Origin of the sequence: Ancylobacter sp. (assembly GCF_965279025.1) — a bacterium.
Classification (GTDB): Bacteria; Pseudomonadota; Alphaproteobacteria; order Rhizobiales; family Xanthobacteraceae; genus Ancylobacter.
Genome location: NZ_OZ257132.1, coordinates 1564270 through 1577423, shown reverse-complemented (window position 1 = coordinate 1577423; position 13154 = coordinate 1564270). Strand labels below are relative to the sequence as shown.

General features: G+C 66.9%; 15 protein-coding genes. 3 read left to right on the top strand and 12 right to left on the bottom strand.

Annotated elements, in window-relative coordinates:
* The first annotated feature begins 43 nt into the window (after positions 1 to 43).
* Positions 44 to 1129, top strand: coding sequence for a ferrochelatase (gene hemH, locus ACQY76_RS07325; protein ID WP_428032226.1), 1086 nt, complete (start codon positions 44 to 46; stop codon positions 1127 to 1129).
* A gap of 223 nt (positions 1130 to 1352) precedes the next feature.
* A complete protein-coding gene (locus tag ACQY76_RS07320; RefSeq protein WP_428032225.1) occupies positions 1353 to 1937 on the top strand; it encodes a sugar O-acetyltransferase in 585 nt (194 codons plus the stop codon).
* A gap of 19 nt (positions 1938 to 1956) precedes the next feature.
* Here the strand turns inward: ACQY76_RS07320 and ACQY76_RS07315 are convergent, their stop codons facing one another.
* From ACQY76_RS07315 to ACQY76_RS07305, 3 genes are all read right to left on the bottom strand, one after another.
* Complete coding sequence (locus ACQY76_RS07315) at positions 1957 to 2484, bottom strand: YqhA family protein (RefSeq protein ID WP_428032224.1); 528 nt, start codon at positions 2482 to 2484, stop codon at positions 1957 to 1959.
* Positions 2485 to 2676: 192 nt separating this feature from the next.
* On the bottom strand, positions 2677 to 3147 hold the full coding sequence (locus tag ACQY76_RS07310) for a DUF4279 domain-containing protein (protein WP_428032223.1): 471 nt from the start codon (positions 3145 to 3147) through the stop codon (positions 2677 to 2679).
* A complete protein-coding gene (locus tag ACQY76_RS07305; protein WP_428032222.1) occupies positions 3144 to 3956 on the bottom strand; it encodes an ArsR/SmtB family transcription factor in 813 nt (270 codons plus the stop codon). Before ACQY76_RS07305 ends, ACQY76_RS07310 begins: the two co-directional genes overlap by 4 nt.
* Before the next feature lie 117 nt (positions 3957 to 4073).
* Here ACQY76_RS07305 and ACQY76_RS07300 point away from each other — a divergent pair, with 117 nt between their 5' ends.
* A complete protein-coding gene (locus ACQY76_RS07300; RefSeq protein ID WP_428032221.1) occupies positions 4074 to 4985 on the top strand; it encodes a DMT family transporter in 912 nt (303 codons plus the stop codon).
* A gap of 57 nt (positions 4986 to 5042) precedes the next feature.
* Here the strand turns inward: ACQY76_RS07300 and ACQY76_RS07295 are convergent, their stop codons facing one another.
* The 9 genes from ACQY76_RS07295 to aroA all read right to left on the bottom strand — a co-directional run bounded on the left by ACQY76_RS07295 (position 5043) and on the right by aroA (position 13124).
* Entirely contained in the window at positions 5043 to 5297 is a 255-nt protein-coding gene (locus tag ACQY76_RS07295) for a hypothetical protein (protein WP_428032220.1), read from the bottom strand.
* A 264-nt stretch (positions 5298 to 5561) separates the two neighbouring features.
* Positions 5562 to 7268: a 30S ribosomal protein S1 gene (gene rpsA / locus ACQY76_RS07290; protein WP_428032219.1), complete on the bottom strand. Its 1707-nt coding sequence runs from the start codon at positions 7266 to 7268 to the stop codon at positions 5562 to 5564.
* A 396-nt stretch (positions 7269 to 7664) separates the two neighbouring features.
* A complete protein-coding gene (locus tag ACQY76_RS07285; protein WP_428032218.1) occupies positions 7665 to 8132 on the bottom strand; it encodes a PIN domain-containing protein in 468 nt (155 codons plus the stop codon).
* Positions 8129 to 9316, bottom strand: coding sequence for an ImmA/IrrE family metallo-endopeptidase (locus tag ACQY76_RS07280; RefSeq protein WP_428032217.1), 1188 nt, complete (start codon positions 9314 to 9316; stop codon positions 8129 to 8131). Before ACQY76_RS07280 ends, ACQY76_RS07285 begins: the two co-directional genes overlap by 4 nt.
* Before the next feature lie 114 nt (positions 9317 to 9430).
* Positions 9431 to 9778, bottom strand: a complete 348-nt coding sequence (locus tag ACQY76_RS07275; protein WP_428032216.1) for a hypothetical protein — start codon at positions 9776 to 9778, stop codon at positions 9431 to 9433.
* A 139-nt stretch (positions 9779 to 9917) separates the two neighbouring features.
* A complete protein-coding gene (gene cobF, locus ACQY76_RS07270) occupies positions 9918 to 10697 on the bottom strand; it encodes a precorrin-6A synthase (deacetylating) (protein ID WP_428032215.1) in 780 nt (259 codons plus the stop codon).
* Positions 10698 to 10700: 3 nt separating this feature from the next.
* Positions 10701 to 11129: a carboxymuconolactone decarboxylase family protein gene (locus ACQY76_RS07265; RefSeq protein ID WP_428032214.1), complete on the bottom strand. Its 429-nt coding sequence runs from the start codon at positions 11127 to 11129 to the stop codon at positions 10701 to 10703.
* Complete coding sequence (cmk, locus tag ACQY76_RS07260; RefSeq protein WP_428032213.1) at positions 11113 to 11763, bottom strand: (d)CMP kinase; 651 nt, start codon at positions 11761 to 11763, stop codon at positions 11113 to 11115. Before cmk ends, ACQY76_RS07265 begins: the two co-directional genes overlap by 17 nt.
* Positions 11760 to 13124 carry a 3-phosphoshikimate 1-carboxyvinyltransferase gene (aroA, locus tag ACQY76_RS07255; protein WP_428032212.1) on the bottom strand — a complete coding sequence of 455 codons (1365 nt, stop codon included), beginning with the start codon at positions 13122 to 13124 and terminating at the stop codon, positions 11760 to 11762. The genes cmk and aroA overlap by 4 nt, the downstream gene beginning before the upstream one ends.
* Positions 13125 to 13154: the final 30 nt, after the last annotated feature.

Here is a 13154-nt window from a genome sequence, read left to right as displayed (position 1 = left end):
GCACGGCAGACGCTGCCGGCAGCGATCCGTCGAGGGAGTTCCGATGACCAAGCCTGTTCCGCTGGACGCGGCGTCCGTCGCGCTGCACCCCGCCCCCGGCGGCGGCCTGCCCGTCGGCCACCCCCCTGTCGCCCATGGCAAGATCGGCGTGCTCATCGTCAATCTCGGCACGCCCGACGGCACCGATTACTGGTCGATGCGGCGCTACCTCAAGGAGTTCCTCTCCGACCGCCGGGTGATCGAGGTCAACCGCGTGCTGTGGTGGTTCATCCTCAACGTCATCATCCTGTCCATCCGCCCGCAGGCCAAGGGCAAGGACTACGCCACCATCTGGAACAAGCAACGCGATGAGGGCCCGCTGCGCACCATCACCCGGGCGCAGTCGGAAAAGCTGGCGGCCGCGCTGGGCGTGCGCAGCGACCGGCTCGTCTTCGATTGGGCGATGCGCTACGGCAACCCGTCCATCGCCTCGCGCATCGAGGCGCTGCACGCCCAGGGCTGCGAGCGCCTGCTGCTGGTGCCGCTCTATCCGCAATATGCCGCCGCCACCTCCGCCACGGTGTGCGACGCCGCCTTCGACGCGCTGAAGAAGATGCGCTGGCAGCCGGTGCTGCGCGTCGCCCCGCACTGGCCGGACGAGCCGGCCTATATCGAGGCGCTGGCCAACTCCATCACCTCGCAGCTCGCCACGCTGGACTGGGAGCCGGAGCTGGTCATCGCCTCCTTCCACGGCATTCCGAAGGAATATTTCGACAAGGGCGACCCCTATCACTGCTATTGCTACAAGACCACGCGGCTGGTGCGCGAACGGCTCGGCTGGCCCGAGGGCAAGCTGCGCCTCACCTTCCAGTCGCGCTTCGGCAGCGCTGAATGGCTGCAGCCCTACACCGACAAGACCATCGAGGCGCTGGCGAAATCCGGCGTGAAGCGCCTCGCCGTGCTCACCCCCGGCTTCGTGGCCGATTGCCTGGAGACGCTGGAGGAAATCGCCGGCGAGAACGCCGAGATCTTCCACCATAATGGCGGCGAGAAGTTCCACTTCATCCCCTGCCTCAACGACTCGCCCGGCGGCATCAAGGTGCTGGAAGCGGTGGTCACGCGCGAGCTGCAGGGCTGGGTGGAGCTGTAGGGGGCGGGCGCTTCCGCCCCCGGCGTCATCCCGGACGGCCGAAGGTCGATCCGGGATCGCGTGCCGTTTGCGCCTGCATCGTTGAAGCCGATCCCGGCGCGTCGCCTGCGGCGCCGGCCGGGATGACGACCCTTCATGGCACGGCCGGAAACCGAACGTGTGTTGCCGTCCCGGCCACCATCGCCGATGGAAGAGGCCCTGTGCCGCCCACGGAGCGCCGAGCATGTCCGCAGCCGAACCCGCCCCCCGCACCGAACTGCAGAAGATGCGCGCCGGCGACCTGTATCGTGCCGGTGATCCGGAGATCCAGGCGGCGCAGCGCGCCAACTTCGCCTGGCTGGCGCGGTTCAACACCTCGCTCACCCTCTCGCGCGAGGAGCGGCGCGAACTGGTGCGCGAGGGTGTCGGCTCGGCCGGCGAGCGCACCGGCATCCGCCCGCCCTTCCACTGCGATTACGGCTTCAACATCCACCTCGGCACCGGGGTGTTCCTCAATTTCGACTGCGTCATCCTCGACGTGATGCCCGTCCATATTGGCGACGGCACCGAGATCGGCCCCGGCACCCACATCTACACCGCCGACCACCCGCGCGACCCGGAGGTGCGCCGTTCCGGCCTGCAATATGGCCGCCCGGTCACCATCGGCCGCAATGTGTGGATCGGCGGCAAGGCGGTCATCCTGCCCGGCGTCACCATTGGCGACGATGCGGTGATCGGCGCCGGCGCCGTGGTGACGAAGGACGTTCCCGCCGGGGCCACAGTGGTGGGCAACCCGGCGCGGATGCTCCCGCCCCGCCAGACGCCCTGAGGCGCGCCTGATCCCGGCCCTAGTCGTCCCGCGCCGTGCCGGCGAAGCGGTCGGTAAAGGCCAGCACCGCATAGGCGGCGAGGAAGAGCACGCTCGCCGCCATCAGCCAGCGCACCTGCGTCTCGCTCACATCGGTTTCCAACCGCATCAGCGCCTTCAGCAGGGTGATGGCCGAGATCGCCATCAGCGAGGCGAACAGCTTGAGCTTCAGCCCGGAAAAGCTGATCCGCATCATCCAGGCCGGCGAATCCGGGGCATGGCGGCGGTCGATCTGCTCGACGAAATTCTCGTAACCGGACTGGATGACGATCACCATCAGCCCGCCCACCAGCACGAGATCGAGCAGGGTCAGCAGCTCCATGATCACCGCCGTCTCGGTGAGGCTGGCCAGCTGGAAGGCGAAGTTCCACAGCCGCAGCGCGAAGGCGATGACCAGCAGCACCAGCCCCAGCGACAGGCCGAGAAACAGCGGCACCATCGCCCAGCGGCTGAGCAGCACCACGCGCACGATCTGCCGGCCCAGCCAGCCCGACGTTTCTGCGGCCATCAACGTCACCCTCTGCGCCTGCACCGACCGGTCACTTGCATGCCGGTACGCCGATGCTAGCGGAGGATGGGGCAGGCTCAAAGCGGCGCCGATGAGAGATGGCGCACACACAAGGGGAGATCAAAATCGGCGAGATGCACTGGCGCACCATCCCTCGGGGCTTATCCCCCTAAAAGGGCGGTCCAGCCGCCCTCACGCATCCTCGGCAAACACCACGTCGGTCGTGTCACTGTAGAAGGCGAACTCGAACCCGCACTCAAGACCAAGGGCGCCGATGTCCATCAACTGCCTGGGCCAAAGGATAGGCCCTCCCGTATTGTACCGGGACCACCAGATGCAGTTGAAACGAATCTCCCATCCTCTTTGTCTCAAGGCGGCGGCATCAAAGCGCGCCTCGACCAGACGGGTCAGCATCCAGTCGATATGACGGCGGAGATCCCGTGATGTGACATGGCTCTCCGTATCGAGAAACCATGCATTGAGGGGCGAGACATGGTGGCGCCCACGGCTCAACAGGACAACTTCCCCCTTCCGCGTCAGACGCGTTGGTGTGATGCCGGTCCCGCGCGTGACCTCATCGGGATTCGACGCGCCGGTGTAGATGTTGAGATGAACCGCTGTGCGATCGCAGGTCGCGTAATTGTCGTCGTACTGTTCCGTCATGAATACGTTCTTGGTGTTTGTAGGCGGGCCACACGAACCGGCGCACCCACCCCCTCCCGCCAGTCCGGCGGCAAGTGGAAGGTGGCGATCAGGCCGGCCTCCCCGGCGCGGGCGAGGGCGAGGGCGCGGCTTCCCGGAACGCGGGTAAGCCAGCCGAGCGCCAGCAGCCGCTCCAGCAGGCCGGCGCCGAGCCGGCCGGAAAGGTGCGGGCGGCGCTCGCTCCAGTCGAGGCAGGTGCGGCAGAGCGGGCGGGCGCGGGCGCCTCTCCCAGGGCCTTGGCCCGGCCCATCGAGGTCGAGGCCGAAATCGGCGAGAAAGACCCGCCCCTGCGGCGTCGGCTCGGCCGCCTCGCCCTCGGCGGAGAGCCGCACATGGCCCTGCGCCTCCAATGCTCCGAGCAGCGCCACCGCCAGCCGGCCGGCAAGGTGGTCGTAGCAGCTGCGGGCGAGGCGCAGCGCGCCGTCGCGCGGGCCGGGCGGGCGGTGGCGCGGCGGGCCCATTGTGGCGGCCACCATCAGCGCGTGCAGGACCTCGGCGATCTCGGGCGAGGCCAGCCGGTAATAGCGGTGCCGCCCCTGCGCCCGCGCTGCCACAATGCCGGCCTCGGCCAGCCGGGCGAGGTGGCCGCTGGTGGTGGGGGCGCTCACCCCGGCATGGCGCGCCAACTCTCCGGCCGTGAGCGCCTGCCCGCCCATCAGCGCCAGCAGCATGTGGGCGCGGGCCGGATCGCCCAGCAGAGCGGCGATCTCGGCGATGCGGGCGCCGGAGGCGAAGGCCGGGGCGGCATCGAGGGGTGCGGGGGCGTTCATGTCGCCAAGTCTAGCCGCCGGCGGCCGGCGCGTCAGCCGATGACGCTTCGGCCACCGCCGAAACATCGGCGCCGCGCGGCGGGCTAGACAAGACGCCCATTCAACGCCGGACGCCTTATGGAAAAGCCCCGCCTCGCTGTCGAACTCGCCTTGCTGCTGCTGCTGTCGACGCTGTGGGGCGCCTCCTACAGCTTCATCAAGATCGGGGTGGAGACCATACCGCCGCTCAGCTTCATCGCCGCCCGCACGGCGCTGGCCGGCGGCGCGCTCTATGTCCTGCTGGCGTGGCGCGGCCTTCGCCTGCCGGCGGACCGGGCGACGTGGCGGGCCTTCCTCTTTCAGGCCTGCCTCAACAGCGCGGTGCCGTTCACCCTCATCGCCTGGGCGGAGACGCATCTCGACGCCGGGCTCGCGGTCATCCTCAACGCCACCACGCCGATCTTCGCCTTCGTGATGATGGCCGCCGGCGGGCGCCGCCCCACCGGCGGGGCGCTGCGGCTCGTGGGCGTCGCCTGCGGTCTGGTGGGAACGGGCCTCGTGGTGGGGTTCGAGGCTTTCAACCCACCAGCCTTCGCGACACCGGACGCGATGCTGGCGCCGCTTGCCATCCTCCTCGCCACCGCCTGCTATGCCGGCGCGGCGCTGTTCGGCGCGCGCTTTGCCGGGCTCGACCCGATGCTGCCGGCCTGCGGCTCGCTGCTCTGCGGCACGGTGCTGCTGGCGCCGCTGGCGCTGGTGGTGGACCGGCCGTGGACGCTCGCCCCCTCGCCCGCCTCGCTGGCGGCGCTGGTGGCGCTGGCGCTGGCCTCCACGGCGGCGGCCTTCGTGCTGTATTTCCGGCTGCTGCGGACGCTCGGCCCGCTGGGCGCCACGGCGCAGGCCTATCTCAGGGTGCCGATCGGCGTCGGCATCAGCGTCGTCTTCCTCGGGGAGGCGCTGGCGCCCACCGCCTGGCTCGGCCTCGTCGCGGTCGTTATCGGCGTGGCGGCGATGACGGTGCCGGCGGCGAGGGCGGCTCGGCGGCGGTGAGCTCTCCGGCAGGATCGATCCGGTGTTCCGGACTGGCGTGCCAGCGCGGCGCCCGCGTCACGAGAATTCCGGGAACACCTCGATGCCAAGAGCGATGTTCAGATGGGCCAGCCGCGCCATCTGCGCCGGCGGCAGCGTGTCGCCGATAGTGTTGTACCCGTCCAGGCTGACGATCAGCTCAATCGTGCCGCCCGTCTTCACGACCTCGTCGAGCCGGGCGGCATGCGGCTCCAGCCTTGCGACGAGGTTCATGACCTCATCGAAGAAGAACCGTTTGCCGTCATGCTGCGCGGTGTAGGTCCACATGTTCATTGCAGCGCATCACGGATTGAGCCGTCCTCCTCGTCCGTCATGGCGTCTCCTTCCCGGAACGGATCGCTCGCGGCCACGCCGTGCGGAAGGGCCGCCGACGGGCGTGAGAGCCGGAGCCGATCCTCCGCGGCCGTTCCATCGGGTGCGAGGCTCCCCAAACAAAACGGCCGGCGTGTCGCCACGCCGGCCGTTCCGTACTCGTGTCGATCGGCCGTCAGGCCAGCCGGGTCAGGCGGATCGCTCCGCCCTCACCGGAAAGGCGGATCAATCCGCCTTCTCGGCCTGCTTCTTCAGCGCGGCGCCGAGGATGTCGCCGAGCGAGGCACCGGAATCCTGCGAGCCGAACTGGGCCACGGCTTCCTTTTCCTCGGCGATTTCCAGCGCCTTGATCGAGACCTGCACCTTGCGCGCCTTGCGGTCGAACAGGGTGACGCGGGCGTCGAACTTCTCACCGACGGCGAAGCGGTCCGGGCGCTGGTCGCCGCGGTCGCGGGCCAGTTCCGAGCGCTTCACGAAGGCGGTCATGTCGGAACCGATGATCTTCACATCGACGCCGCCATCCTTCACGTCGATCACCTCGCAGGTGACGATCGCGCCCTTGCGCAGCTCGCCCGTCTCCTGGAAGGGGTCGCCGCCGAGCTGCTTCACGCCGAGCGAGATGCGCTCCTTCTCGACATCCACGTCGAGAACGACCGCCTTGATCATGTCGCCCTTCTTGAACTCCTCGATCATCTGCTCGCCGGGACGGTTCCAGTCGAGATCCGACAGGTGGACCATGCCGTCGACGTCGCCGTCGAGGCCCAGGAACAGGCCGAACTCGGTCTTGTTCTTGACCTCGCCCTCGACGGTCGCGCCCGCCGGATACTTCTCGGCGAAGGCTTCCCAGGGGTTCTGCAGGGTCTGCTTGAGGCCGAGCGAGATGCGGCGCTTGACCGGGTCGACCTCGAGGATCGCCACTTCCACTTCCTGCGAGGTGGCGACGATCTTGCCGGGGTGGACGTTCTTCTTGGTCCAGCTCATCTCGGAGACGTGGATCAGACCTTCGATGCCCGGCTCCAGTTCCACGAACGCGCCGTAGTCGGTGATGTTGGTCACGCGGCCCTTGAAGCGGGCATTGACCGGGTACTTGGCCTCGATGCCCTCCCACGGATCGCCCAGCAGCTGCTTCATGCCGAGCGAGATGCGGTGGGTCTCGTGGTTGATCTTGATGATCTTCACCTTGACCGTCTGGCCGATGGAGAGCACCTCGGTCGGGTGGTTCACGCGGCGCCAGGCGATGTCGGTGACATGCAGCAGGCCGTCAATGCCGCCGAGGTCCACGAACGCACCGTAATCGGTGATGTTCTTGACCACGCCGTCGATGACCTGGCCCTCTTCGAGGTTCTGCACCAGCTCGTGGCGCTGCTCGGCGCGGGTCTCTTCCAGCACGGTGCGGCGCGACACCACGATGTTGCCGCGGCGGCGATCCATCTTGAGGATCTGGAAGGGCTGCGGGTTGTGCATCAGCGGGCCGACATCGCGGATCGGGCGAATGTCCACCTGGCTGCGCGGCAGGAACGCCACGGCGCCGTCGAGGTCGACGGTGAAGCCGCCCTTGACCTGGTTGAAGATCACGCCGGTGACCTTCTCGGTGGCGTTGAACGCCTTCTCGAGACGGACCCAGCTCTCTTCGCGGCGGGCCTTGTCGCGCGAGAGCACGGCTTCGCCCAGCGCGTTCTCGACGCGCTCGAGATACACCTCGACCTCGTCGCCGACCTTGATTTCCTGGTCGCGGCCGGGGCCGGCAAATTCCTTCAGTGCCACGCGGCCTTCGGTCTTCAGGCCGATATCGATGATCGCGAGATCCTTTTCGATCGCGACGACGATACCTTTGACGACCGAACCTTCGGCGAGCTCCGATTCACCGAAGCTCTCTTCGAGCATGGCGGCGAAATCGTCACGTGCGGCGGCAAGCGTTTGAGTAGCGGACATAGAGGCTCCTTGCCAGGATCTGCGCCGGATTGGGTTGAATGAGCCTCTTCCTCCACGGGCGCCGGGACTGGCAGGCCCGGCGCTGTCCACCCGCAAAGGCGAACCCGGCGCGCTGGCCGTGAGGGACAAGGCTTTGAAAGCTTTACGCCACGCCGCCCGGGCGCGGCCCCTCAGAGGGAGCCGACACGCACAGGCACGCGGTACTGTCCGGGGCACGCCGCGAGGCAGGATCGGAGGGCTGGCCTCCAAGCACGGAGAGCGCGCATCCCGCGCCCCCGGCCCTCCCGATGGACCGCCTCGATGAAGGGGTGGCCCGGACAAGCGCGTGCAATAGCGCAAGGGGAGGGGAAGGGCAAGGGCGACGGGGGCAGCGGGTGGGGGGAATGGCGGGGCGAGCTAGAAACTCCAGCCCTTTGCCTGAAGAAAGCCCTGCAGGTTGGTGCATTCAATTCCAAAATGGGCGCAGACATTCGGTATTTTTGCCGCGTTAGGCTTGAACCTTTCTTCCGTAACTACAGTTCCGCCGTAAATTTTCGCAGCTGCTATCAAAAATGGGTCTGCGACTGGCTGTCCAGTTGTCTGCGCCTTCGCCGATATTAATTGGGAAAAATGGGGAACTGTAAAAATATGACCTACAAACTCGGTCTCTTCTGACGTTGGCCTTCGGCATATCGAAGGATTATTCTTACCCCATTCGATAACATTTGTTTCAGGGCAGGCCCCGAGCTCCCTCCAAACCTCGCTCACGGAGACAACCTCACCAGAGTCGACGGCGTCCTGAAATAATGTCCAAAATGTTACAAAAATAGACTGATAATAACGCTCAAGCTCCCTAAAGCTACTGGTGTCAATAATATAAATCATGCAGCCAATCCCCGGAGGAATCGACTTTCCAACTCTTCAACTTGTTTAGGTTTTACGCCAATAAAATCCGCAGCTTCATCAATTGTTATTTGCCGCCGACCATATCGAGAAAATACCTCATTCATCAGCTTTTCGCTAAGGTATGCACCCTTAGTCAGATAGAAGCTGCCGCCCGATGAGGCTCGCTGAATTCGCTGACCGTCCCAGTCTCGCTTGCGCTCCTCATAAAATTCTTGACTGACTCGGTTCGCATCCCGAAATCGGCGTAAAATAACCTCGCGGCTAACGCGATAACGCTCCGCCAGCGAAGCAAAAAGCTCGGGCCCTGCCAACTCAATATTAACCGGGACTCGCTCCAACTGCTCAGAAAAGTCTGCCGATGGCACCAATATTTCTGCAGCTATCTTATTACAAAAGACTTCTATACGCTTCTCTCGATCCGGAAGCATATTAACTGAATTTCCATCAAATGTACTTATTGCGCGCCAACCCAATAAAATATGGGATAATTCATGCATAAGACTAAATATTTGCCGCGTCTTGGTAGTCCCATTATTGATCATAATTATAGGGAATTGATCGTGATCGAGACAGAAGCCCGATATTTCTCTCTGCTTAAATGAATCCTTGAATACAAACACTCCGCTGGATTCAACAGCCTTGCGCCAGCGCTTCAAGGCTTCATCTCCGTCGGAAGCGCCCCATTCATGCGCTCCCGGAGCAGGTACCCGAAGTGCAGCACGGATCGCATCAGCCTGCTCCGTGATAGACTTTCTGGCATCCAGGCTCACCTGCTTCCAGATAGGCTCATCGACAGGTGATTGACCGTTGAAGAGCTCTACTAGAGATTCTTGATAGGCTCGGGCCCGTCTGATCAACAAAATGGTATCGCGCTTCAAACGCCGTAGATCGGCGAGAGGAAGAGCGCGAAATTCAGCCTCGGGCTTGGGCTCAGCTGGGGGAGCCGGCAGAAAAAAGATCGCAAGCGGCCGCTTGTAGAGGTCGTACGCCAGCTTCTCCAACTGAGCATATGAGGGCGATTCTGCGCCACTCTCCCACGCATCTACCTCCTCAACCGCTCTGTTTAGTCTACCCGCAACCTCATCAACCGACAGATGGACGGATTCCCGCGCCCACTTAAGGAGTGCAGGTTGTACACCGCGCAATGGCACTGCCTTCGCCATCTATCTTCTAATTCCTCCGATAATTCCGAATCGTAGCCGGTCATCCGGATCAAGCCAAGCGCGCGGATGCGACCGGCGTATTTGGCGGCGACGTCCCTGAAGCGGAAGCGGCCCTCACCGTCTCCCCGCCCGGATCACCACCGCCACGCCCAGCAGGATGATGCCGGTGCACACGCCGGCGGCGATGACGGCGGCGGGGGTCATGCGGGCGCCGCCGGAAAGGCGCATCGGGCCGAGGCGGACATCATAGGCCGCCTTCATCTCCTCCGGGTGGGTCGGGGGCGCCGCCAGCCAGTCCAGCGCGGAAGCGGCAGCCTGTCCCCGGGCTGCGGGCTCCCCTGCAGCCTGAAAGGCCGGTTCTGCAGCTTGCGATGGCAGCAGCGCCGGCAGTTGGGCGTCCGGGGCGTCGGGGCTCCGCGCAAGGCGGCCAGCTGCTGCGGAATTGGGCGGCTCGGCGGGCATCGTCTCCTCCTCAAGAGGGCTGAAGCACCGATTATGCGCCGGAAATCGCCCGCGCCGAAGCCCGATTACCGCCCGCCGGAGGGGTGAAATCCATGCGCGGAACGCAGGGCTGCGACGGCCGGGCGGGGCCCGGGAGGGCTCACCCGCGCGGCGGCGCGTCCCGCCGCGCCAGCCACACATCCATCACCCAGCCGCGCGCCGCCTTCACCCGCGCCCGCGCCGCCAGCGCCGCCGGGGCGACCTCGCGGAGCCTTCCCGCAATGAGGATTTCCGCCGCCGTGCCGAGATTGGCGCCCCACCAGAGCGCGCCGTCGAAGCCGCGCGCCATGAGCGCCGCCAGCCCCGCTCCATCGTCGAGCAGCACGGCGAAGGCGGGGGCGTGCGGCGTGGCGGCGGCGACATGGCGGCCGGTGGTGAGCAGCACCTCCTCGCCAATGGCGTTGAGCGGCATGGCATGCGCCGCGCACAGCGCCTGGAGCGCGGTAACCCCCGGAAAAACCTCGACAAGGAAGTCCGTGCCGGCCCCCGCCCGCGCCAGCACGCGCAAAGTGGAATCATAGAGCATGGGGTCGCCCCAGACGAGCATCGCCCCGGTCTGGTGCTCGCCCAATTCAGACGCGATCAGCCCGGCGAGAAGCGCGGCGCGGGCGCCGTGCCAGTCCGCCACCGCGCCCTCATACGTCTCCCGGGCGCCCTCAAGGGAGGCGGGGCGGCGCGGCGGGCTGGGGGCGCGCACCACCCGGTGGCCGGGCCTGCCGAAGCCGGCGATCAGCGCCTGCCGCGCGCTCACCAGCTCGCCGGCGCCGTCGGATTTGTCGAGCAGGAAGAACACATCCGCCCGCCCGATCGCCGCGATGGCGCGGCCGGTCAGCCCCTCGGGCTCGCCCATGCCGATGCCGATGACCAGCAGCCGGCGCATGGCTCAGGGCGCCGGCGGGGTGAGCCCGCGCTCGGCGAACACCGTCTTGGCGATCAGCAGCGCATCCAGCGCCGCCGGGAAGCCGGCATAGAGCGCCATCTGCATGATGACCTCCACCACCTCCTCGCGCGTCGCCCCGACATTCAGCGCCGAGCCGATATGCACCCGCAACTCGCGCGACGCATGACCCAGACACACCAGCCCGGCGACGGTGGCGAGCAGGCGCGCGCGCAGATCGAGACCGGGGCGGGAATACACGTCGCCATAGCCGAACTCGAAGATGTAGCGTGCGAAATCCGGCGCCACCTCGCCCAGCGCCTCCATCACCTCGGCCCCCGAGCGGCCGGTGATCTCAGCCAGCCGCGCCTTGCCGCGGGCGAGGCGGTCCAGGGCGGCGCCATCGGCCTGATCGTCCTCACTGCCCACGCTCATGAAGCCCCCCATGTGGACGCCGCCGCTCGACCAGATCGAGCGCCGCCTGCCAGCTCTGCTCGACGTCGAGGCGGGTATTATCGAGAATGTCGGCATCATCCGCGCGGATGAGCGGGGCGCTGGCGCGGGCGCTATCGCGCTGATCACGCTTGAGAATATCGGCGAGAACGGCGTCCAGCGTCGCCTCTTCGCCGCGCTGGAGCAGCTCGCGGTGGCGCCGCGCGGCGCGGGCTTCCGGCGTCGCGGTGATGAACAGCTTCACGTCGGCAGCAGGCGCGATGACGGTACCGATGTCGCGCCCGTCCAGCACCGCGCCGCCCGGCTGTGCGGCGAAGTCCTTCTGCAATCTCAACAGCTTGGCTCGAACATCCGGCACCGCGGCGACCCGCGAGGCCGCTTCGCCGACGGCGCCGGATTTCAGGGTCTCAGGATCGCAGGCGCCAAGATCGAGCCCGCCCGCCAGCACCGCCAGTGCCGCCTCATCATCGAAATCGACGTGCTCCGCCAAGGCCTTGGCGCCCACGGCGCGGTAGAGCAGCCCGGTGTCGAGATGCGGCAGGCGGTAATGGGCGGCGAGCCGGCGCGCGATCGTTCCCTTGCCCGAAGCGGCCGGCCCGTCAATGGCGATGATCATGCCGCGACGGCCTCAGCGTCGATGCGCGCGCCCAGTTCCCGCATCTGCGACAGGAAGGTCGGAAAGGACGTGGCGATGAAGGAAATATCGTCCACTGACAGGGGCTTGGCGGTGGCGAGGCCCATGACGAGGAAGCTCATGGCGATGCGGTGGTCCATGTGGGTTTCCACCGTGCCGCCCCCCGCCGCGCCGCCCGCGCCCTCGACGATCAGGTCGTCGCCCTCGATGCGGTAGGCGACACCGGCCTGCGCCAGCCCCGCCGCCACGGCGGCAAGGCGGTCGGATTCCTTCACCCGCAGCTCGGAGAGCCCGTTCATTCGCGTCTCGCCGGTGGCGAAGGCGGCCGCCACGGCCAGCACCGGGTATTCGTCGATCATGGACGGCGCCCGCTCGGCCGGCACATGGACGCCGGTCAGCGCCGAGGCGCGCACGCGGATATCGGCAACGCTCTCGCCACCTTCCACGCGCTCGTTCTCGAACGCGATGTCGGCACCCATTTCCTTGAGCGTGATGAACAAGCCGGTGCGCAGCGGATTGGTCATCACCCCCTCGATGACGAGGTCGGAGCCCGGCACGATCAGCGCCGCCACCAGCGGGAAGGCTGCGGAGGAGGGGTCCGCCGGCACGCGGATCGGCGCCGGCTTCAGCTCCGGCCTGCCCTTCAGCGTCACCTTGCGGCCGTGTGCGCCATAGGGCTCCACCGTCACCTCGGCACCGAAATGGGTGAGCATGCGCTCGGTATGGTCGCGGCTCGCCTCCTTCTCGATCACCGTGGTCTCGCCCGGCGCGCCCAGCCCGGCGAGCAGCACGGCGGACTTGATCTGCGCCGAGGCGACCGGGCTCTCATAGACGATCGGCACCAGCTCCTGCGGGCCCTTGAGGGTGAGCGGCAGGCGCCCGCCCTCGGCGGCTTCCACCACCTCCACGCCCATCTTCTCCAGCGGATCGAGGATGCGGCGCATCGGCCGGCGGCGCAGGCTCGCATCGCCGTCGAAGGTGGCGGTGATCGGGTTGCCGGCCACCATGCCCATCATCAGCCGCGAGCCGGTGCCGGCATTGCCGAAGTCGAGCACGCCTTCGGGCGCGCGCAGGCCACCAACACCGACGCCTTCCACCCGCCATTCCCCCTCGCCGACCCGCTCGATGCGGGCGCCCAGCGCGGCGCAGGCCCTGGCGGTGTTGAGCACGTCCTCCCCCTCCAGCAGGCCGGAGATTCGGGTCTCCCCGACGGTGAGTGCACCGAAGATGAGCGAGCGGTGCGAGACCGACTTGTCGCCGGGCACGCGCACCCGGCCCTTCAGCGCGCCCGAGCGGCGGGCGAGGGCGGGAACGGGGGAAGTGGCGTGACCGGTGCTGCTCATCACAAAGCCTTGTCTTGCGGTAGATTCGGG

Bases quoted from the DNA above. Each gene is read 5' to 3' on its own strand.
- rpsA (WP_428032219.1), bottom strand. From the start codon at position 7,268: ATGTCCGCTACTCAAACGCTTGCCGCCGCACGTGACGATTTCGCCGCC.
- ACQY76_RS07295 (WP_428032220.1), bottom strand. From the start codon at position 5,297: ATGAACATGTGGACCTACACCGCGCAGCATGACGGCAAACGGTTCTTC.
- aroA (WP_428032212.1), bottom strand. From the start codon at position 13,124: ATGAGCAGCACCGGTCACGCCACTTCCCCCGTTCCCGCCCTCGCCCGC.
- ACQY76_RS07300 (WP_428032221.1), top strand. From the start codon at position 4,074: ATGGAAAAGCCCCGCCTCGCTGTCGAACTCGCCTTGCTGCTGCTGCTG.
- ACQY76_RS07275 (WP_428032216.1), bottom strand. From the start codon at position 9,778: ATGCCCGCCGAGCCGCCCAATTCCGCAGCAGCTGGCCGCCTTGCGCGG.
- ACQY76_RS07320 (WP_428032225.1), top strand. From the start codon at position 1,353: ATGTCCGCAGCCGAACCCGCCCCCCGCACCGAACTGCAGAAGATGCGC.
- cmk (WP_428032213.1), bottom strand. From the start codon at position 11,763: ATGATCATCGCCATTGACGGGCCGGCCGCTTCGGGCAAGGGAACGATC.
- hemH (WP_428032226.1), top strand. From the start codon at position 44: ATGACCAAGCCTGTTCCGCTGGACGCGGCGTCCGTCGCGCTGCACCCC.
- ACQY76_RS07285 (WP_428032218.1), bottom strand. From the start codon at position 8,132: ATGATTTATATTATTGACACCAGTAGCTTTAGGGAGCTTGAGCGTTAT.
- ACQY76_RS07280 (WP_428032217.1), bottom strand. From the start codon at position 9,316: ATGGCGAAGGCAGTGCCATTGCGCGGTGTACAACCTGCACTCCTTAAG.
- ACQY76_RS07305 (WP_428032222.1), bottom strand. From the start codon at position 3,956: ATGAACGCCCCCGCACCCCTCGATGCCGCCCCGGCCTTCGCCTCCGGC.
- ACQY76_RS07310 (WP_428032223.1), bottom strand. From the start codon at position 3,147: ATGACGGAACAGTACGACGACAATTACGCGACCTGCGATCGCACAGCG.
- ACQY76_RS07315 (WP_428032224.1), bottom strand. From the start codon at position 2,484: ATGGCCGCAGAAACGTCGGGCTGGCTGGGCCGGCAGATCGTGCGCGTG.
- ACQY76_RS07265 (WP_428032214.1), bottom strand. From the start codon at position 11,129: ATGAGCGTGGGCAGTGAGGACGATCAGGCCGATGGCGCCGCCCTGGAC.
- cobF (WP_428032215.1), bottom strand. From the start codon at position 10,697: ATGCGCCGGCTGCTGGTCATCGGCATCGGCATGGGCGAGCCCGAGGGG.